Here is a 19,611-nt window from a genome sequence, read left to right as displayed (position 1 = left end):
ACGAGGCCGTTCAGGCCGATACGGGGGTCTGGGGGCGCAGCCCCCAGGTACGGGATGGGACGGGTAGGGGCGGCGGGGGCGAAAAAACCAAGGCCCCAGCCGACCGCTCAGAACCCCAGCTTCCGCAACTGCCGAGGATCCCGCTGCCAGTCCTTCGCGACCTTCACATGAAGGTCGAGGAAGACCGGCGTACCCAGCAACGCCTCGATCTGCCTGCGCGACTTGATCCCGACCTCCTTCAAGCGCTTGCCCTTGGGCCCGATGATGATGCCCTTCTGGCTGGGCCGCTCGATGTAGACGAAGGCATGGATGTCGAGGAGGGGCTTGTCGGCGGGACGGTCCTCGCGGGGCAGCATCTCCTCCACCACCACCGCGATGGAGTGCGGCAGTTCGTCCCGTACACCCTCCAGCGCCGCCTCACGGATCAGCTCGGCCACCATCACCTGCTCGGGCTCGTCCGTGAGGTCGCCCTCCGGATAGAGCGCGGGCCCCTCGGGCAGCAGGGGGACCAGGAGATCGGCGAGCAGATCCACCTGCTTGTCACCGACCGCCGACACCGGCACTATCTCGGCCCACTCGAACCCGAGCTCCTTGCCGAGCTGATCGATGGCGATCAACTGCTCGGCGAGCGTCTTGCCGTCGACCAGGTCCGTCTTGGTGACGACGGCGATCTTCGGCGTCCTCTTGATCGACGCCAGCTCCTTGGCGATGAAGCGGTCCCCGGGCCCCAGCTTCTCGTTCGCCGGCAGACAGAACCCGATCACGTCGACCTCGGCCCAGGTCGTGCGGACGACGTCATTGAGCCGCTCACCGAGCAGCGTGCGCGGCTTGTGCAGCCCCGGGGTGTCCACCAGGATCAGCTGCGCGTCCGGCCGGTGCACAATCCCCCGCACCGTGTGCCGAGTCGTCTGCGGCTGGTTCGCCGTGATCGCCACCTTCTGGCCGACCAGAGCATTCGTGAGGGTGGACTTGCCCGCATTGGGGCGGCCCACGAAGCAGGCGAAGCCGGCGCGGTGGGTGGCCTCGGACGGCTCGGATGACTGGGTACGAACGCTCATGGCGCCCATTGTCCCTGATCATCGGAGCCCCCTCGTACGTCTGCCCGTCCGGACCTTACGGCGCACGCCCCGACCGCTTACGATCACGCCGTCCGCCCCCACCACCGGAAGATCAAGGCCCACGCATGAAACTCATCACCGCGATCGTCAAGCCGCACCGCCTCGACGAGGTCAAGAGCGCGCTCCAGGAAGTCGGCGTGGAAGGACTGACCGTCTCGGAGGCCAGCGGATACGGTCGCCAGCGCGGGCACACCGAGGTGTACCGCGGGGCCGAGTACCAGGTCGATCTCGTCCCCAAGGTCCGTATCGAGGTCGTCGTCGAGGACGCGGACGCCGACTCGGTCGTCGACACGATCGTGCAGGCGTCGCGGACGGGGAAGATCGGCGACGGGAAGGTGTGGGTGCTGCCGGTGGAGACGCTGGTCCGGGTACGGACGGGCGACCGCGGCCCCGACGCGCTCTGAATCACGACTTCTCACGGCGCTCACGCGCTCACGGCCCTCACGTCCGGGACCGGTGCCGCCGCGCCCACGCGCGCGACACCGGCCTTCACCTGCCGGGACGTACGAGGCCTAGTCGAAGACGAACGGCCCCGGTGACTGCGGACCATCGGCCGTGCACGTCACGGTGAGCCCGAGGACCACCATCTTCAGGGAGCCGCCGTTCGCCTCCAGACTGTCGCCGGAGGCGACAGTGCCGCTCAGGGGGCCGACCGTGACGCTGTCACCGGCCGCCATCGCCGGGTTCTTGGTGCCCGTGAACTCGGTGGTGCCGCCGCCCGCCTTCGCCATGGTGAGCGTGGACGCGATCGAGTCCGCGGAGAGGGCGACCGGGGCGGCGATCGCGGACGTGACGGTGATGGTGGCGGATGTGCCGTTCTGAGTGGCGGTGAGGGTGGCTTCGCCGCCGCCGTAGATACCGCAGTTCGCGTTGATCGTCGCGGTCTGCGGAACCACCGCCGCGGCCGCGGGGGCCAGGGCGAGGCCCGTGACCGAGAGAGTGCCGGCCGCGAGGGCCGCGCCGAGGCCGATCCGTTTGCGTCTCATCGTGCGTCTCATCAAATTCCCTTCCCTTGTACGGGAATTGCCATGGGGGGACGTACGTACGGACGGACCGGTTCCTCGGTGACGCTGTGGGGAGAAGTGCGCATCGACCGTCCGTAGCGGGGTGCGGCACACTGCGCGGAGGCGGATCTGACGGTCCGTCGGAAGAGCTGTCGTCCATTGAGGCGCGCGTGGCCCCCGATGGCAAGAGAAGCGGTGGGGATTCTTCCGAATGCTGGAGGAAGTGGCCGAAGACAGGGTGCGGGCACGGCGGGTTTTCGCCCCCGCCGTGCCTGCCCGATCCCTTGAGGAAGGAACAGACTCAGTCCTCCCCCACCACCACCCGCACCACCCCGTCAACGCCCGCCAGCAGCGCCCGCGTACCCGGCCCCCCGAGATCGCGCACAGCCGCCAGATCTTCCTCCGCCAAGGCCTCCGCCTCGCTCACCACGGCGGCCGCCTCCAGCGACTTCGCGCCCGAAGCCACCGCCATGGCCACGGCGGTCCGCAGCGCGCTCAGCCGGAGGGACGGCAGGGCCACGGTCCCCGCCACATACGTACGGCCCGTCTCGTCCCGTACGGCCGCCCCCTCGGGCACACCGTTACGGGCCCGTGCGGAACGGGCCAGGGTGATGATCTTGCGGTCCTCGGGGTCGAGCGCGCTGCTGTCGGTCATGCCCCGAGCATACGAAGCCCCGGTCCCGCCCCGAACGCGTACCCACCCCTCAGGACGGGGTTCGGCTCACGGTCCCGACGGAAGGGGCCGAGCCTGACGGTCAGGCCCTCTGACCGTGGCCCTGTGCGGCAGCGCGTACGGCCCTGCCCCACGTCTCGCCGGACGGCCCGTACCGGAGGACGGCCTTCTCCACCTGCGGCAGGGCCCGGTGCCCCGCCACCGCGAGGGCGATCGCCGCGACGACACCGCCCCAGGCGACCGGGCCCAGGGGTGTGCAGCCGAAGAACTGGCTGGGGCCGGGCGTCTGGACCAGGGCGACCAGGGCGGCGGCGGAGCCGAGGGTCGTGATGCGGACCAGAGGACTGTGGCGGCGGTCGGCCAGGGTCTGGGCCAGCTGGGTGCCGACCACGCCGCACAGAGCCATCGTCGTGGAGCGGCGGGCCGTACCGGGGGTGAAGCGGCCGGCCAGCCAGGCCACGGTCGCACCCAGACACGTGGTCAGGGCGCGGTGGCGGATCTGGCGGATCAGTGGCGCGCCGAGGAGCGACGTACCGAGAGGCCCTTCAGGCTCAGCGCCCGGATCGGCGGCGCCTTCCCCCTCCCCCGGTGTCGTGTCGTCCTCCCCCGGTGTCGTGTCGTCGCCCTCCGCTGCGGCGGCCTTCTCCTGCGGCGTCACCGCCACCGCCATCGCCGGGAACAGGTCCGTGAACAGGTTCACCAGCAGCATCTGACGGGTGGTGAGCGGAGCGGAACCCGAGAGGACGGTGCCGACGATGCCGAACCCGACCTCCCCCGCGTTGCCGCCGATAAGGATGGCGATGGCGTCGGCGACGCTGTGCCACAGCGCACGGCCTTCGGTGACCGCCTCGACGAGGACCGTCAGGTCGTCGTAGGTGAGGACGATGTCGGCCGCGTTGCGTGCGGCCGCCGAGCCGCGGGCGCTGATGCCCACGCCGATGTCGGCGGCGCGGATGGCGGCGGCGTCGTTGGCGCCGTCGCCGACCATCCCGACGACCCGGCCCGCGTCCCGCAACGCCTCGACGACCTGGAGCTTCTGCTCGGGTGCGACGCGGGCCACCACGCCCGCGTCGCGCAGCATCCGGGACCGGGCCGTTCGGTCCGCGGCCGCCAGTTCGTCGCCCGTGACCACGGTCGTGTCTTCCGGCCAGCCCAGTTCGGCGGCGATCGCCCGGGCCGTCTGCGGGTGGTCACCGGTCAGCATGACCGGTCGTACGCCCGCGTTCCGCAGACCGTGCACGAGGGCCGTGGACGTCTCGCGCGGTACGTCCGCCAGCGCGAGCAGGCCGGTGAACTCCAGCCCTTCGAGGGGCTCTTCGAGCACGTCCGCCGCCTCCTCGTCCTCCTCCAGCCGGCGCCCGGCCACCGCCAGGACCCGCAGTCCGTCGCGGGCCAGCGACTGCGCCGCCTCGGACGCGTGGTCCGGGAGGTCACGGCAGGCGGGCAGGACGGTCTCCGGGGCGCCCTTGACCACGAGCACCGGTGCGCCGTCCGCGGCCCGGCCGACGGCGGCGGCGTATCCGCGGGCGGCCTCGAACGGGCGGGCCTCGGTCTGCGTCCAGTCCTCGTCGGGGCCGGCCGCGTGCAGGACCGCCTCGTCGGTGGCGTGCGCCGGCCGGGCGGAGTCGCCGTTCAGCCGGGGGCAGGCACGCGCCGCGTCGCGCAGCGTACGCCCGGACCGCGCCTCGTCCATGGTGTGGACGGTGCCGTCGGCGTCGGTCACCCGGACCAGCCGCAGCCTGTTCTCGGTGAGGGTGCCCGTCTTGTCGAAGCAGACCGTGTCCATGCGGCCCAGCGCCTCCAGCGTGCGCGGGGTGCGGACGAGGACACCGCGGCGGCTCAGCCGCCGGGCGGCCGCGAGTTGCGCCACCGTGGCCACCAGTGGCAGGCCTTCGGGGACAGCGGCCACAGCGACCGCCACACCGCCGCTCACCGCCCGGCGGATCGGCGTCCCGCGCAGCAGCGACAGACCCGTCACCGCGGCCCCGCCCGCCAGCGTCAACGGCAGCGCCTTGCGGGTGAGTTCCTGCAGCCTGGCCTGCACCCCACCGGCCGGCGGGGTACGAGCGGCGAGGGAGACGGCCCTCGCGGCCTCAGTACGGTCGCCGGTGTCCACCACGACGGCCTTGGCATGTCCGGCCACGACGGTCGTGCCCTCGAACACCATGCAATCGCGGTCGGGCACCGGAGCTCGCGGAGTCGGGTCCGTCCGCTTGTCCGCCGGCAGGGACTCGCCGGTCAGCGCGGACTCGTCCACCTCCAGGCCGTCCTCCCACAGGAGGCGGGCGTCGGCGGGCACGACGTCGTCCGCCTGGAGCTCGATCACATTGCCGGGAGCGAGTTCGGCGGCGTCGACGATGTGTGCTTCCGCGGGCGTCTCGGCTGGCGTCTCGTCTTCGCGGTCCGTCACGCGGGCCTTCTGCTTCTGTTCCGCGAGCAGCCCGGACAGCGCCCGCTCGGCCCGCAGCCGCTGTACGCCGCCGACCAGCGCGTTGAGGTCGAGCGCGCCGAAGACCAGCAGCGCGTCCACGACGGAGCCGAGGATCGCCGAGGCGGCCGAACCGACCGCCAGGACCGGGGTGAGCGGATCGTCGAGTTCGCCGCGCACGGCCCGGGCGAGCCGCAGCGACCATCGCGCCGGGGCGAGGACGGGAAGATGGCCGGCGGTGTCGGCCGCCCTGCGTACCTGGGTGGTGGCCTCCCGGGCGGCACTCGGCTCGGCGTGCGGCTCGCTCTTCAGCCGGGAGAGGACGTCCGCCGGCTCCAGCGCGTGCCAGGCCACCCGCGGACGAGGGTGCGGGGCCCGGGCCGCCGCGACGCGCAGGGCCGCTCGCGCCCCGGACAGCAGGGCCACCGCCGCGGCCGCGTCGACTGGTGCGTGCCGCACGCCGGGCAACAGCGTGCGGCGGCCCCGCCCGGACTCGCCGACGGCCACGAGCAGTCCCGACAGCGCGGCGCCGGACCGGGCCAGGGTCTGCGACCTGTGGCCGGTCACGCGGGCGGCCCGCACCGCGGTCAGCAGCCGCCACACGTCGGCCAGACCGTGCAGGGCCACGATGTCCGCACCCCAGACGACCGCGCCGTCCTGGTCCGCGAGGGCGAGGGCCACGTCCCCGCCGAGCAGCCCGGACAGTACGTCGCTGTCGTCGGCCGACAGCAGCCGGGCGACCGTGATGACGGTCCCTTCCCCGTCGCGCAGCGCGTTCACCACCTCGCGGAGCGGGCGGTCTCCGGGCACGACGTGGTCGGCGAGAATCGTGAAGTCGCTCAGCGCGGGGTCGTCCACCAGCACGACGCGCAGCCCGGCGCGACGAGCCGCGTCCAGTACGGTCTCGGCCCACGGATCCGCTCCCGCGCCCGGAGTGCGCAGCGCGCTCGGATGCAGGACGACCGTGTCGGCCATCTCCAGCTGGCGCAGCCGCTCCATGTCGCGCACCAGCACACCGGTCCGGGCCAGCGCGCCGCCCAGCACGGCGTGGAAGGCTGCGGGCCCGTAGCGCGCGGCCTTGGGCGAGCCCGCGAGGACCGCTTCCGCCGCCTCCGAGCCGTCGTGCTTGACCAGGAGCGTCGCCGCGGCGCCCAGCAAACTGCCGGCGGAGGCATGGGCGGCGTACTCCTGGGCCGGGGACGTGCGCAGTGGTGGGCGGGGGGTGTGGTCCGCCGCCATGCTGACCCGCTCCGGTGCGCACACCTCGTCGTGGACCGTGTCGAAGGCGGCCGTGCGCGCCAGCGTCTCCGCCAGCTGGCAGGCGCGCAGGGCCCCGTCGAGCAGCAGGGAGGTCGGTGTCTGGCCCGCGCCGTGGGCGGCCGCGTTCGCCGCGGCCAGCAGCATGTCCATGCCGGAGCGGCCGAGCCGGGCGCGCAGCAGGGCGCGGAAGCGCGGGTTCTCGCGCAGCAGCGTCACCACCGCGGTCACCATCCGGGGCGAGGGCGGCAGCCGCAGGAGGGATGTGATCAGGGCGGCTCCGGCGCCGACGCCGTCGATGGCGAGCACCGCCGCGGCGGCCCGGATTCCGGACGGGTCTCCCGGATGCTCGAACTCCTCCACCGACGTGTCGGACTCGGCGAGTCCGTGCCGGGCCGCGAGGGCGATCGCCTTCTCCACCACCTGGTCGGTGAGCGCGTCCTCGGTCGCGGCCACCACCAGCCGTGCCAGCCCGCCGTCCCAGTACGCGAACGCCACGTCCGGGTGTTCCGCCAGGGCCGCGGCCAGGTGGTGCCCCGGGTGCTCCGGGTGCTCCGGGTGCTCCGGGTGCTCCGCCCCGACCTTCTCTCGTATCCGTTCCGGCTCCGACGGCCGCAGCGCGAGGTGCGCCCGCGCGCCGGACCTCCAGTGAGGGGAGCCGCCCGGCAGCGCGTTGCGTGCGACGCGCGCGACCCGCACCACGGTGTCCGCGCTCCGTACGCCGGCCCGCGCCGTCCCCGCCACCGCTCCGGCGGCCGCGCCCATCGCGGGCGCCACTCCGCGCGCGAGCAGCCGGGGCCCCGCCAGCACAAGCCCCCCGGCGGCGGCCGAAGGGCGCGTCTTCAGCAGTCCCGGAGCCATGGCCCACCTCGCCTCTCGAGAGATCACCTCACGTGACTTCGTCTGTCGTGAGATCGCCTGTCGCATCGGCCGAGTGCCCGCAACGCGGGGTGTCATCCGTTCGGCGGGGGCTCAAGAACGAAGGGCGAGATCCTCAGGGGCGGTCCAGGCGGAGCCGCTCGGCGCGGGGAAGCCCGGCCACGACCAGGTCGTACGAGTCCTCGATCAGCTCCTTGACCAGCCGGTCGGGAAGCTCCCCGTCCACCGTGACGGTGTTCCAGTGCCGCTTGTTCATGTGGTACCCGGGCATGATCAGCCCCGGATACTCGTCCCTCAGGCGTACCGCGTCCTCCGGGTCGCACTTGAGGTTCACCGTGAGCGGGCGTGCGTCCAGGTGCGTCAGCGCGAAAAGCTTGCCCAGCACCTTGAAGACGGAGATGTCCGGGTTGAACGGGAAGTCCTCGACCGCCGCGTTGAACGAGAGGCAGAAGGCGCGCAGGGTTTCGGGAGTCACTGGGTCACTCCGGCTTCTTCTCCTCTTCCTTCTGGAGTTCCACCGGGCCGTCCGGCTCCACCGGCTCCACCAGGACCGTGACGATCTTGTTCCGCCGACCCGCCGCGGCCTCCGCCGTGAGGCGCAGCTCGCGCTCGTCGGGGAGCGAGACCGCCGACGAGGCTCCGGCGATGGGCACCCGGCCCAGCGCCTTGGCCAGCAGTCCGCCCACCGTCTCGACATCCTCGTCGTCGTACGCCTCGAAGCCGTACAGCTCGCCGAGGTCGCCGATGTCGAGGCGGGCCGTGACGCGGTAGCGGTCGTCGCCGAGGTCCTCGATCGGGGGCAGCTCGCGGTCGTACTCGTCGGTGATCTCGCCGACGATCTCCTCGAGGATGTCCTCGATCGTGACGATGCCGGCCGTGCCGCCGTACTCGTCGATGACGACGGCGACGTGGTTGCGGTCCTGCTGCATCTCGCGCAGCAGGTCGCCCGCGTTCTTGGTGTCCGGTACGAAGGCCGCCGGCCGCATCGCCGTCGAGACCAGCTCGCTCTCCGCGTCCCGGCTGATGTGCGTCTTGCGGGCCAGGTCCTTCAGGTACACGATCCCGACGATGTCGTCCTCGCTGTCCCCGGTGACGGGGATGCGCGAGAAGCCCGACCGCAGGGCGAGGGTGAGCGCCTGCCGGATCGTCTTGTAGCGCTCGATGGCCACCAGGTCCGTACGCGGGACCATGACCTCCCGTACGAGCGTGTCGCCCAGCTCGAAGACGGAGTGCACCATCCGGCGCTCCTCGTCCTCGATGAGGGACTCCTTCTCGGCGAGGTCGACCATCGCGCGCAGCTCGGCCTCCGAGGCGAACGGACCGCGGCGGAAGCCCTTGCCGGGTGTCAGCGCGTTACCGATCAGGATCAGCAGCGGCGGGATCGGGCCCATGACGCGCGCCAGGGGCAGCAGGACGTACGCCGCGGCCGTCGCCGTGTTCAGCGGGTGCTGGCGGCCGATGGTGCGCGGGGAGACGCCGACCGCCACGTACGAGACGAGGACCATCACGCCGATGGCGACCGCGAGGGCCTCCCAGGTCTCGTCGAACTCGTTCAGGCAGGCGTACGTGACGAGCGCGGCGGCCGCCATCTCGCAGGCGACGCGCACGAGCAGCGCGACGTTCAGATAGCGGGTCGGGTCGGCGGCGACCTGGGCGAGCTTGGCGCTGCCGCGGCGGCCGGAGCGTACGGCCTCCTCGGCGCGGAAGCTGGAGACGCGCGCGAGGCCCGCCTCCGCGCAGGCCGCGAGCCATGCGACGACGACCAGCGCTATCGCGCCGAGGACGAGTTGCGGACTCATGACACGGTCGGGGCCGGGGAGGGGCCGGTCAGGCCCTTCTCCGCGCGCCAGCCGTCCACGATGGCCGCCTGCAGACCGAACATCTCGGCCTTCTCGTTCGGCTCCTCGTGGTCGTAGCCGAGCAGATGCAGCACTCCATGGACGGAGAGGAGCTGGAGCTCCTCGTCCATGGAGTGCTGCGTCGGCGCCTCCTTGCCCTGCCGCTCGGCGACCTCGGGGCAGAGCACGATGTCGCCGAGCAGACCCTGCGGCGGCTCGTCGTCGTCCTTGGACGGCGGCCGCAGCTCGTCCATGGGGAAGGACATGACGTCCGTCGGCCCGGGCAGGTCCATCCACTGGATGTGGAGCTGCTCCATGGCGGCGGCGTCCACGACGATCACCGAGAGCTCGGAGAGCGGGTGGATGCGCATCCGCGCGAGCGCGTAGCGGGCGATGTCGAGGATCGCCTGCTCGTCGACCTCGGTTCCGGACTCGTTGTTGACGTCGATCGACATGGTCGCGCTGGGTCTACTTCCGTTTGGTGCGGCCCTTTTGGGAGCCGTTCTGCGTGCCGTTCTCACTGTCGTACTTCTCGTAGGCGTCGACGATACGGCCGACCAGCTTGTGCCGTACGACATCGTGGGAGGTGAGCCGCGAGAAGTGGACGTCCTCGACACCCTCCAGGATCGCCTGGACCTGACGCAGTCCGGACTTCGTGCCGTCCGGCAGGTCGACCTGGGTGACGTCGCCCGTGATCACGATCTTCGAGTCGAAGCCGAGCCGGGTGAGGAACATCTTCATCTGCTCGGGGCTCGTGTTCTGCGCCTCGTCCAGGATGATGAAGGCGTCGTTCAGCGTGCGGCCACGCATGTAGGCGAGCGGCGCCACCTCTATCGTCCCCGCCGCCATGAGCCGGGGGATCGAGTCCGGGTCCAGCATGTCGTGCAGGGCGTCGTAGAGCGGGCGCAGATACGGGTCGATCTTCTCGTACAGCGTGCCGGGCAGGAAGCCCAGGCGCTCGCCGGCCTCGACCGCGGGGCGGGTCAGGATGATGCGGTTGACCTGCTTGGACTGCAGCGCCTGGACCGCCTTGGCCATGGCGAGATAGGTCTTGCCCGTACCGGCGGGGCCGATGCCGAAGACGACCGTGTGCTTGTCGATCGCGTCGACGTACCGCTTCTGGTTGAGCGTCTTGGGGCGGATCGTGCGGCCACGCGAGGACAGGATGTTCTGTGTGAGCACCTCGGCCGGGGTCTCCGCGGGGCCCTCCCCGTTCTCGCTCGCCCTGAGCATGGCGATCGAGCGTTCCACGGCGTCCTCCGTCATCGGCTGTCCGGTGCGCAGCACCAGCATCATCTCGTCGAACAGACGTTGGACGAGGGCGACTTCTCGGGCGTCGCCGACCGCACTGATCTCATTGCCCCGGACGTGGATGTCGGCCGCCGGGAAGGCCTTCTCGATCACGCGCAGGAGGGCGTCTCCTGAACCCAGCACGGTCACCATGGGGTGCTTGGGCGGGACGGTGAACTGCGCTTTCGCGTTTCCCTGGACAGGGCTCTGCGCTGTGGGTGTATCAGTCATGGGCCGGCTCTGTAGGCCTTGCTCGTCCTCCTCGTCACGGGGCGCTAGCCGAAGGCTTGCCTGTGCACTGCCCAGGGTACGTCGCGGCACTGACATCGCCGTAGGTGTTTTCGTGCAACCGTTCCCCAAAGGCCCCCGGAACAGCTCATGCCGATCTGCGGAACCCGATGGTGGGTACGGCCCGCCTGCGCGGCCACGGTCTCGCCGTTCCCTCCGGGAGCAGTTGCTCCAGAAAGGCGTACCGCCGCAGCGCCGCCGGGTCCTGGTCCTCGTACGACTGGACGCGGCGCCACCAGGCGGCGATCTCGGACCAGTCCGGGGCCGACAGGGAGCCGCCGAACTCCTGGACCGAGAGGGCCGCCGTCAGGCCCGCGAAGGCGAGGCGGTCGGCGAGCGGCCAGCCGGCCAGGGTGCCGGTGACGAAGCCGGCCACGAAGACGTCACCGGCGCCGGTGGGATCGAGGGCCTCGACGGCGATGGCGGGGACCTCGGCGGTCTCGCCGGTGCGCCCGTCCACGGCGTACGCGCCCTCCGCACCGAGGGTGACGACGGCGACCGGTACGTGGTCGGTGAGCGCGCGGGCGGCGGCGCGGGGGCACGCGGTGTCCGTGTAGCGCATGGCCTCCTCCGCGTTCGGCAGGAAGGCCTCGCAGTGTGCGAGGTCGGGGAGCCCGGCGAGGTCCCAGCGGCCGGTGTCGTCCCAGCCGACGTCGGCGAAGATCCGGGTGCCCTTGCTCGCGGCCTGCACGATCCACGGCGCGCGCGTGCCGGGCGCCAGCGCGGCGATGGCGGCCCGCGCGCGGGGCGGGCACTCGGGGGCCGGTTCCTCCGGGGGCGGCTCGTGGCCGTGGCTGACCATGGTGCGCTCGCCCTCGTACGCCATGGAGACGGTGACCGAGGAGTGCCAGCCGGGCACGGTGCGCGAGGCCGACAGGTCGATGTGCTCGCCCTGTTCGAGGGCGTCCCAGCAGTACTCCCCGTAGTGGTCGTCGCCGAAGGCCGCCGCCAGCGACGTACGCAGGCCGAGGCGGGCCAGCGCGGTGGCCATGTTCGCGACACCACCGGGGCTCGACCCCATCCCCCGTGCCCAGGACTCGGTCCCGCGCACCGGGGCGGAGTCGAGCCCGGTGAAGATGATGTCGAGGAAGACGGTGCCGGTGAGGTAGACGTCCCAGGGCGGGTCGTCGGGGCTGCGCAGCCCGGCGAGCGGATCGACCTGGGCCTGGACGTACGGTCCCTCTCCGTGCGGCGTGGTCACGGTGCGCTCCCCTGACGTGGTGCGGACTGAGGCCAGTGTGCACCATTTTTTTTGGGGCTCGGTTCGCCTCCGGGGCGCTGCAGCCGGTGTCGAGAGCGTGACCGTGCTCGACCCCTCCTTCGTCGGGGCCTCCGCGCGCTCACGCTCTCGACACCGGCGCGCCCCTTCGGCTCACTCGCCGTAGGGTGCCCTCTTTCTTCGTCGAGGTTGTGCGGCCGCCATCGCGCATCAGCAGCACGCCCAGCGCGCGAGGGACCCGACCACTGTGAGCCGGGTGTTGCCGACTACCAGCGGGGGACGGCCGGGGTGACCCACTCGGGATCGGCGACCCGCATGGCGGCCGCGTCGTCGCGGTCGCGCAGGGAGCCGTCGTCGTCGAGCCACCGCCGGTGCAGGAACTCCAGCCTGTCCCGGTCGAGTTCGACGCCGAGACCGGGCGCGTCGGACACCTTCACCGAACCGTCCTCGAAGGTGAGGCGCTCGGTGAGCACGTCCTCGGACTGCCAGGGGTAGTGGGAGTCGCAGGCGTGGTGGAGGCCCGGGACGGTCGACGCGACATGGGTCATCGCGGCGAGGGAGATCCCCAGGTGGGTGTTGGAGTGCATGGACACCCCGACCCCGAAGGTGCGGCAGATGGCCGCGAGTTCACGGGTGTTGCGCAGCCCGCCCCAGTAGTGATGGTCGGACAGCACCACCTGCACGGCCCCCTGCTTTAAGGCCTCCTGGATCTCCGCGAAGGTGGTCACGCACATGTTGGTGGCAAGGGGGACATCGGTCCTCGCGGCGACCTCGGCCATCGCGGACGTACCGAGCGCGGGATCCTCCAGATACTCGAGCACGTCTCCGAGTTCCTCCGCGACCCTCAGCGAAGTCTCCACGGACCAGGCGCCGTTGGGGTCGAGCCGGAGCGGATGCCCAGGAAAGGCCTCGGCGAGGGCCCGCACGGCGGCGATCTCCTCGTCCGGAGGGAAGACCCCGCCCTTGAGCTTGAACGACCTGAACCCGTACCGCTCGGTGAACTTCCGCGCCTGCTCGACGACCCCGGCCGGATCGACGGCGGCCCCCCAGTCGTCCTTCTCGCAGGCGACGCCCTCGGGATGACCGGCCCACTTGTAGAAGAGATAGCCGCTGTACTCGACCACGTCGCGCACCTTGCCGCCCAGCAGCGCGTGCACGGGCAGCCCGAGCGTCTTGCCCAGCGCGTCGAGACAGGCGACCTCGAAGCCGGAGACGACGGACAGCCGCAGTTTGTCGGCGGTCTGCACTCCCCGCAGCCCACCCACGTCGACCTGGTCCCGCACCCGCGCCTGATCGACCACGACCTCGTCCGCGGCGACGAACAGCCCGTTCAGGTCACTGACCTGGCGCCCGGTCAGCTTCTTGGCGAAGGGGCGGGCCAGCTCCAGATACTTGCTGTCCCCGTACGTCTCACCGACACCGCCCAGGCCCCCCGCCGTGACGACCTCGATGATCAGACGCGGCGTGTAGGGCTGGTGCACGCCCTGCGTGTTCAGCAGCGGAGGGTCGGCGACCAGGATCGGGGTCAGTCGGACGTCGGTGATGGTCAGGTCGGGGTTCACAGGACAGCTACCTCACATCTCCGTATGTAGATGTCATCCATGTATGAAGATGGAGGTTAGATAGGCGAATGCACACCGTCAATGGGGCCGCACCGTCCGATTACGATCGGTACATGCCAGAGCCCACAGACGAGCGCGACGAGCGCGGTGTCCGCGAGGTCAAGTCAGCCGCCCGCACGGTCGAACTGCTGGAGCTGCTGGCCGCACGTGGAGACCGCCCGGCGCGCCTCCAGGAACTCGCCGACGAGCTCGGCGTTCCGCGCAGCTCGATGTACGCCCTGCTGCAGACCCTGATCACGCGCGGCTGGGTCCGCACGGACATCACGGGCTCGCTCTACGGCATCGGCATCCACGCCCTGCTCACCGGCACGAGCTATCTGGACTCGGACCCCCGGGTCCGCGTCGTCCGCCCCTACCTCGACGAAGCCTCGGAGGCCCTGGGCGAGACGATCCACATGGGCCGGCTCGACGGCCGGGACGTCGCGTACCTGGCGACGCGTGAGTCCCACGAATACCTGCGCACGATCAGCCGCGTGGGCCGCCGCCTTCCCGCTCACGCGGGCGCCCTGGGGAAGGCCCTCCTGGCCGAACGGCCGGACGAGGACCTGCCGCCCGGGCCGTACGCATCGCTGACGCCCAACACTCACACGGACCGGGAGTCCCTGGCCGCGGAGCTCTCCTCCGTCCGCTCCCAGGGCTACTCCGTCGACCGCGAGGAGGGCGTCCTGGGCATCATCGGCTTCGGCTTCGCCCTCCACTACGACGTTCCCGCCGTGGACGCCATCAGCTGCTCGGTTCCGGTGTCACGTCTCACTCCGGAGCATGAGCGGCACATTGTCGCGATCATGCGGGAGATCAGGGCGAAGATCGAAGCGGGGGCCTCCGGCTCGATGACAGCACGGCCGAACTGGCGCTGACCCCTGCCGGGGGTGACCGTGGAAACAGCGGGCTCCGCCCCCCTGCCCCCATCCTGCTCGCACTTCGACTGCGGGCCGGTTGCGGCTGATCGCGCAGTTCCCCGCGCCCCTAAAGGGGCCCCGCAGTCGCCCACGCGTGGGAAGGGGGTGGGGGGTTTCGCACTTCGGCTGCGGGTCGGTTGTGGCTGGTCGCGCAGTTCCCCGCGCCCCTGACGGGCGCGTTCCGCTCCCCCTCAATTCCCCAGTGGCCCCTGGAGGGGCGCACCCCCANGACGGGCGCGTTCCGCTCCCCCTCAATTCCCCAGTGGCCCCTGGAGGGGCGCACCCCCAACGCTCCCGCAGTTGGTCACCGGCGGGAGGGGGCGTGTGCCGGTGCGTCATCGCCCGTCGCGTAGGGCTTGTCTCAGGAAACCCGCACCTACTTACCAACACAGGGCCGTACGCCCCCGCGGCGACGGGCGGACGCACCGGCACACGACCCCGACCCACCCACCAACCCACCAACCAACCAACCAACCAACCGGGCAGCCTAGGGCGCGAACTCGTACGCCTCGACCTCCGCGAGGTACCGCGCCCGGCGCTCCTCGTCATCATCGAGGAACGACGCCACGAACGAGTTCCGGGCCAGCTCCCGCAGGCGCTCCCGCGAAAGACCCAGCGCGTCCTGTACGGCAAGGAAGTTGTCCCCCACGTAGCCACCGAAGTACGCGGGGTCGTCGGAGTTCACCGTGCACAACAGCCCCGCGTCGAGCATCGCCGGCAGCGGATGGTCCGCGAGGATGTCCACGGTACGCAGCCGCACGTTCGACAGCGGGCACACCGTCAGCGGTACCCGGTCCCGCACGAGCCGCTCCACCAGCGCCGGGTCCTCCACACAGCGCAGCCCGTGGTCGACACGCTCGACCCCGAGCACATCGAGCGCCTCGGCGATGTACGAGGGCGGCCCCTCCTCCCCCGCGTGAGCAACCCGCCGCAGCCCCAGCGCGGCCGCGGCCTCGTACACCTCACGGAACTTCACCGGCGGATGCCCGACCTCGGCGGAGTCGAGCCCGACACCTACGATCCGGTCGAGATAAGGCCGTGCCGCCTCCAGCGTCTCCATCGCGGACTCGGCGGACTCGTCCCGCAGGAAGCACATGATCAGCTGCGTGGAGACCCCGTGCACGGCCTCGCTCCGCCCGAGGGCCCGCCAGAGCCCCTCCACGACCGTCCCCATCTCCACACCGCGCGCCGCATGCGCCTGCGGATCGAAGAAGATCTCCGCATGCCGCACCCCCTGCTCCGCGGCCCGTGCGAGATACGCGTCGGCCAGATCCGCGAAGTCCTGCTCGGTGCGCAGCACCGCCATCAGCTCGTAATAGAGATCGAGGAACGACTGGAGATCACTGAACTGATAGGCCTTGCGGAGCTCTTCCGTATCGGCGTACGGCAACTCGACGCCATTGCGCGCGGCCAGCGCAAACGCCAGCTCGGGCTCCAGCGTGCCTTCGATGTGCAGGTGCAGTTCGGCTTTGGGTAGGGGCATTACCGCATCGTACGGCCCGTTCACACCCGTTTCGGAACCGGCACTCGCAGCAGATCGTGCGCCACCGTCAGCTCCCCCTCGAACCCGGCGGCACGGGCCTGCCGCTCGAACTCCTCGGGCTCGGAGTACCGCTGGCTGAAGTGCGTCAGCACGAGATGCCGTACACCCGCGTCCCGAGCGATCCCGGCAGCCTGACCGGCCGTCAAATGCCCGTACTCCACGGCGAGTTCCACATCCGCGTCGAGGAAGGTCGACTCGATGACGAGCATGTCGCACCCCTCCGCGAGGGCGTACACACCGTCGCACAGCCGGGTGTCCATGACGAAGGCGAACCGCTGCCCGCGCCGGATCTCACTGACGTCGTCGAGCAGGACACCGCCGAGGGCTCCCTCCCGTTGGAGCCGCCCCACATCCGGCCCCTTGATCCCGTACGAGGCGAGCAGGTCGGGCAGCATCCGCCGCCCGTCGGGTTCGACGAGCCGGTAGCCGTACGACTCGACGGGGTGGGAGAGCCTGTGGGCCTGAAGGGTGTACGACTTCGAGGACGCGAGCACGCCGTCGGCGGCGACCGGGGCTTCGGTGAGCCGGGCGGTCTCGCGGTAGGCGGTCGCGTACCGCAGACGGTCGAAGAACCGCTGGCCGGACTGCGGATAGTGGGCGACGATCTCGTGCGGCACGCGGTCGAGGTTGATGCGCTGGATCACTCCGGCGAGCCCCAGCGAGTGGTCTCCGTGGAAGTGCGTGACGCAGATCCGGTGCAGGTCGTGCGCGGCGGCCCCGGCACGGATCATCTGCCGCTGCGTGCCTTCGCCGGGATCGAAGAGCAGGCCTTCCCCGTCCCAGCGCAGCAGATAGCCGTTGTGGTTGCGGTGCCGGGTCGGGACCTGGCTGGCGGTGCCGAGGACCACCAATTCACGTACGGACACGTCGAGTTATCCCGGGGGCCACTGCAGGCCACGGCCACCCAGGACGTGGGCGTGCGCGTGGAAGACGGTCTGGCCTGCGCCGCTGCCGGTGTTGAAGACGACGCGGTAGCTGTCGAGCTTCTCGTCGGAGGCGACCTCGCCGGTCTCGCGCACCACGTCGGCGAGGATCGCCGGTTCGGCGGTGGCAAGCGCGACGGCGTCCGGGTGGTGGACCTTCGGGATCACCAGGACGTGGGTGGGTGCCTGAGGGTTGATGTCACGGAAGGCGACAGTTGTCTCCGTCTCGCGGACGACGGTCGCCGGGATCCTCCCTGCGACGATCTTGCAGAACAGACAGTCGTCCTGCGGTTCCCCTGCCATGTTTGGCCTCCTCACGCCCGGTTGATCGTTACCTCGGCATCGTATCGACCCGCCGCGCGGGGCAGGGGTTTTCTCGCCCCCGCCGCCCCTACCCGTCCCATCCCGTACCTGGGGCTCCGCCCCCAGACCCCCGTATCGGCCTGAACGGCCTCGTCCTCAAACGCCGGACGGGCTGAGAAGCAGCCCGTCCGGCGTTTCAGGAGCGGGGTCTGGGGCGGAGCCCCGTCACTCAGCCCCCGGCAACGGCGGAGCCGTCTTCGCCGGGTTCTCCGCGAGCGCGGCCAGCGCGATGCGGATCGCCTCGTCGAGCTGGGCGTCACGCCCGGCCGCGTGGTCCTGCGGGGTCTGGACGACCTCGACGTCGGGGTCGACACCGTGATTCTCGACGCCCCACTCGTAACCCTCCAGCCAGAAGGCGTACTTGGGCTGGGTGACGAGCGTGCCGTCGACGAGCCGGAAGCGGCTGTCGATGCCGACGACACCGCCCCAGGTGCGCGTACCCACCACCGGGCCGATCCCGAGCGCCTTGATCGCCGCGTTGACGATGTCGCCGTCGGAGCCGGAGAACTCGTTGGCGACGGCGACGACGGGCCCGCGCGGCGCGTCCTCCGGATAGCTGGTGGCGCGCATGCCGCGCGGCAGGTCCCAGCCGACGATGCGCCGGGCGAGCTTCTCGACGACCAGCTGGGACGTATGGCCGCCGCGGTTCTCGCGGAGGTCGACGACCAGGCCTTCCTTGGCGACTTCGATCCGCAGGTCGCGGTGGAGCTGCGCCCAGCCGGAGCCGACCATGTCGGGCACGTGCAGATAGCCCAGCCTCCCCCCGGAGGTCTCGTGCACGTACGCCCGCCGGTCCGCGACCCACGCGTGGTAGCGCAGCGGCTCCTCGTCGGAGATCGGGACGACCACGGCGTGCCGCGGGTCGCCGCCGCCCGAGGGCGAGATGGTCAGTTCGACGGGCTTCCCGGCCGTGCCGACGAGCAGTGGTCCGGGACCGGCGACCGGGTCGACCGGCCGCCCGGAGACGGCGACGATCGCGTCCCCGGCGCGCACGGCGACACCGGGCGCGGCGAGCGGCGCCTGCGCGTCCGGGTCGGAGGTCTCCGACGGCAGGATCCGGTCGATACGCCAACTGCCGTCCTCGTGACGGGAGATGTCCGCGCCGAGCAGCCCCTGCCGCTCGCCGCCGCCGTAGCCGCCGCGCGGCGTGACGTATGCGTGCGAGGTGCCGAGCTCGCCCTGCACCTCCCACAGCACGTCCACCAGATCGTCGTGCGTGGCGACCCGGCCGAGGACGGGGCGGTAGCGGTCGAGCACCGCGTCCCAGTCGACCCCGCCCAGGTCCGGCCGCCAGAAGTGGTCCCGCATGAGGCGGCCGGCCTCGTCGTACATCTGCCGCCATTCGGCGGCCGGGTCGACGGTCTGGCGGACCCGCGACAGGTCGACGGTGATGTTCGTGTCGCTCTCGTCGTCGTTCGAGGCGCGCCGGTCGCTCGGTACCACCTTGAGCTTGCCGTCGGTCCACATCAGGATCCGCTTGCCGTCGCCGGTGACCGCGAAGTGGTCGGCGTCCGAGGCGAGATGCTCGATGCGCTGCTGGACGAGGTCGTAGCGCTCGAGGTCCGTCTTCGGGTCCGGGTCGTCCGGGGTGGCGCGGGAGGCGCCGAGTACGCCGATCACCGGGTGGCGCAGCCACAGGAGCCCGTCCTTGGCGGCGCGCAGCCCCGAGTAGCGGGCGGCCTCGACGGGGAACGGCACGATGCGGTCGGCGAGCCCGTCCAGATCGATACGGGTCGTGGGCGCGCCCTCGCTGTCCGGTGTCTCGTCCTTGTCCGGCGCGTCGAAGGGGCGGCCGTGCCGCTGAGGGCCGAAGGGTGAGGGGGTGGTGGCGGCGAGGGTGATCAGGTGCGGCCGTGAACCGCCCACGAACGCGAGGTCGAAGACATGATCGTCGTAGACGGGGTCGAAGGACCGCGCCGACAGGAAGGCGAGGTGTTTGCCGTCGAGGGTGAACGCGGGCGCGTAGTCCCGGAATCGGAGCGGGGTCGCCTCGGTCACCGACAGGTCGGCCGTGTTGGCGAGTTTGAGCTGGCGCAGCGGGCTCGGGCCGGGGTGCGACCAGGCGAGCCAGGCCGAGTCGGGCGAGAAGACGAGTCCGGTGACGTCGCCGTCCTCGCTGCGGTCGACCTCCCGTACCTCCCCCGTCTCCCGTTCGACGAGCAGCACCCGCCCGTCGTGCGAGGCGACGGCGGCGCGGCTGCCGTCGGGCGCCACGGCGAGCCCGAGCACCCGGCCGAGCTGCCCGGCGGCGAGCCGCCGCGGGGTCG

Annotated in this window: 16 protein-coding genes; 2 read left to right on the top strand and 14 right to left on the bottom strand. The window is 71.4% G+C overall.

Annotation, left to right across the window (positions count from 1 at the left end; translation table 11 throughout):
• Window positions 1–107: 107 nt before the first annotated feature.
• The gene (era, locus tag FGD71_RS13900) at window positions 108–1,067 is read right to left on the bottom strand and encodes a GTPase Era (RefSeq protein ID WP_171060413.1); all 960 of its coding nucleotides are present in this window, start codon (window positions 1,065–1,067) and stop codon (window positions 108–110) included.
• A gap of 116 nt (window positions 1,068–1,183) precedes the next feature.
• On the opposite strand from era, the gene FGD71_RS13895 reads away from it, so the two are divergent.
• Window positions 1,184–1,522 (top strand): P-II family nitrogen regulator, encoded by a 339-nt coding sequence (locus FGD71_RS13895; protein ID WP_119100746.1) that lies wholly within the window; start codon window positions 1,184–1,186, stop codon window positions 1,520–1,522.
• A gap of 108 nt (window positions 1,523–1,630) precedes the next feature.
• Here the strand turns inward: FGD71_RS13895 and FGD71_RS13890 are convergent, their stop codons facing one another.
• The 9 genes from FGD71_RS13890 to FGD71_RS13850 all read right to left on the bottom strand — a co-directional run bounded on the left by FGD71_RS13890 (window position 1,631) and on the right by FGD71_RS13850 (window position 13,556).
• Window positions 1,631–2,104, bottom strand: coding sequence for a hypothetical protein (locus FGD71_RS13890; RefSeq protein WP_119100745.1), 474 nt, complete (start codon window positions 2,102–2,104; stop codon window positions 1,631–1,633).
• Window positions 2,105–2,423: 319 nt separating this feature from the next.
• On the bottom strand, window positions 2,424–2,777 hold the full coding sequence (locus FGD71_RS13885) for a cytidine deaminase (RefSeq protein WP_119100744.1): 354 nt from the start codon (window positions 2,775–2,777) through the stop codon (window positions 2,424–2,426).
• A gap of 100 nt (window positions 2,778–2,877) precedes the next feature.
• Window positions 2,878–7,341 (bottom strand): cation-translocating P-type ATPase, encoded by a 4,464-nt coding sequence (locus FGD71_RS13880; protein WP_119100743.1) that lies wholly within the window; start codon window positions 7,339–7,341, stop codon window positions 2,878–2,880.
• Window positions 7,342–7,474: 133 nt separating this feature from the next.
• Window positions 7,475–7,834: an MmcQ/YjbR family DNA-binding protein gene (locus FGD71_RS13875; protein WP_119100742.1), complete on the bottom strand. Its 360-nt coding sequence runs from the start codon at window positions 7,832–7,834 to the stop codon at window positions 7,475–7,477.
• Between the two features lie 4 nt (window positions 7,835–7,838).
• The gene (locus tag FGD71_RS13870; RefSeq protein ID WP_119100741.1) at window positions 7,839–9,158 is read right to left on the bottom strand and encodes a hemolysin family protein; all 1,320 of its coding nucleotides are present in this window, start codon (window positions 9,156–9,158) and stop codon (window positions 7,839–7,841) included.
• Window positions 9,155–9,652, bottom strand: coding sequence for an rRNA maturation RNase YbeY (gene ybeY / locus FGD71_RS13865; RefSeq protein ID WP_119100740.1), 498 nt, complete (start codon window positions 9,650–9,652; stop codon window positions 9,155–9,157). The genes FGD71_RS13870 and ybeY overlap by 4 nt, the downstream gene beginning before the upstream one ends.
• 13 nt (window positions 9,653–9,665) lie before the next feature.
• On the bottom strand, window positions 9,666–10,718 hold the full coding sequence (locus FGD71_RS13860) for a PhoH family protein (protein WP_119100739.1): 1,053 nt from the start codon (window positions 10,716–10,718) through the stop codon (window positions 9,666–9,668).
• Between the two features lie 145 nt (window positions 10,719–10,863).
• Window positions 10,864–11,976 (bottom strand): carbohydrate kinase family protein, encoded by a 1,113-nt coding sequence (locus tag FGD71_RS13855; RefSeq protein ID WP_162931121.1) that lies wholly within the window; start codon window positions 11,974–11,976, stop codon window positions 10,864–10,866.
• A gap of 284 nt (window positions 11,977–12,260) precedes the next feature.
• Complete coding sequence (locus FGD71_RS13850; protein WP_119100737.1) at window positions 12,261–13,556, bottom strand: glucarate dehydratase family protein; 1,296 nt, start codon at window positions 13,554–13,556, stop codon at window positions 12,261–12,263.
• Window positions 13,557–13,669: 113 nt separating this feature from the next.
• Between FGD71_RS13850 and FGD71_RS13845 the strand changes: the two genes are divergently transcribed.
• Window positions 13,670–14,473 carry an IclR family transcriptional regulator gene (locus FGD71_RS13845; RefSeq protein WP_119100747.1) on the top strand — a complete coding sequence of 268 codons (804 nt, stop codon included), beginning with the start codon at window positions 13,670–13,672 and terminating at the stop codon, window positions 14,471–14,473.
• 529 nt (window positions 14,474–15,002) lie between these two features.
• Here FGD71_RS13845 and FGD71_RS13840 read toward each other — a convergent pair.
• The 4 genes from FGD71_RS13840 to FGD71_RS13825 form a co-directional block, all read right to left on the bottom strand.
• A complete protein-coding gene (locus tag FGD71_RS13840; RefSeq protein ID WP_162931120.1) occupies window positions 15,003–15,998 on the bottom strand; it encodes an adenosine deaminase in 996 nt (331 codons plus the stop codon).
• Window positions 15,999–16,018: 20 nt separating this feature from the next.
• Window positions 16,019–16,924, bottom strand: a complete 906-nt coding sequence (locus tag FGD71_RS13835) for a ribonuclease Z (RefSeq protein ID WP_119100734.1) — start codon at window positions 16,922–16,924, stop codon at window positions 16,019–16,021.
• A gap of 6 nt (window positions 16,925–16,930) precedes the next feature.
• Window positions 16,931–17,284: a histidine triad nucleotide-binding protein gene (locus FGD71_RS13830; RefSeq protein ID WP_119100733.1), complete on the bottom strand. Its 354-nt coding sequence runs from the start codon at window positions 17,282–17,284 to the stop codon at window positions 16,931–16,933.
• A gap of 225 nt (window positions 17,285–17,509) precedes the next feature.
• Window positions 17,510–19,611, bottom strand: a 2,102-nt coding sequence (locus tag FGD71_RS13825; protein ID WP_181359195.1) for a S41 family peptidase, incomplete at its 5' end; no start/stop codon positions are given.

The sequence above is a fragment of the Streptomyces sporangiiformans genome (assembly GCF_005768555.2).
In the GTDB taxonomy this organism is placed as follows: Bacteria; Actinomycetota; Actinomycetes; order Streptomycetales; family Streptomycetaceae; genus Streptomyces; species Streptomyces sporangiiformans.
This window is presented reverse-complemented; position numbering and strand designations above follow the sequence as displayed.

What these genes read in the sequence shown, in the direction of transcription:
- era (WP_171060413.1), bottom strand. Translation starts at nt 1,067, where the DNA reads ATGGGCGCCATGAGCGTTCGTACCCAGTCATCCGAGCCGTCCGAGGCC.
- FGD71_RS13895 (WP_119100746.1), top strand. Translation starts at nt 1,184, where the DNA reads ATGAAACTCATCACCGCGATCGTCAAGCCGCACCGCCTCGACGAGGTC.
- FGD71_RS13890 (WP_119100745.1), bottom strand. Translation starts at nt 2,104, where the DNA reads ATGAGACGCAAACGGATCGGCCTCGGCGCGGCCCTCGCGGCCGGCACT.
- FGD71_RS13885 (WP_119100744.1), bottom strand. Translation starts at nt 2,777, where the DNA reads ATGACCGACAGCAGCGCGCTCGACCCCGAGGACCGCAAGATCATCACC.
- FGD71_RS13880 (WP_119100743.1), bottom strand. Translation starts at nt 7,341, where the DNA reads ATGGCTCCGGGACTGCTGAAGACGCGCCCTTCGGCCGCCGCCGGGGGG.
- FGD71_RS13870 (WP_119100741.1), bottom strand. Translation starts at nt 9,158, where the DNA reads ATGAGTCCGCAACTCGTCCTCGGCGCGATAGCGCTGGTCGTCGTCGCA.
- ybeY (WP_119100740.1), bottom strand. Translation starts at nt 9,652, where the DNA reads ATGTCGATCGACGTCAACAACGAGTCCGGAACCGAGGTCGACGAGCAG.
- FGD71_RS13860 (WP_119100739.1), bottom strand. Translation starts at nt 10,718, where the DNA reads ATGACTGATACACCCACAGCGCAGAGCCCTGTCCAGGGAAACGCGAAA.
- FGD71_RS13845 (WP_119100747.1), top strand. Translation starts at nt 13,670, where the DNA reads ATGCCAGAGCCCACAGACGAGCGCGACGAGCGCGGTGTCCGCGAGGTC.
- FGD71_RS13840 (WP_162931120.1), bottom strand. Translation starts at nt 15,998, where the DNA reads ATGCCCCTACCCAAAGCCGAACTGCACCTGCACATCGAAGGCACGCTG.
- FGD71_RS13830 (WP_119100733.1), bottom strand. Translation starts at nt 17,284, where the DNA reads ATGGCAGGGGAACCGCAGGACGACTGTCTGTTCTGCAAGATCGTCGCA.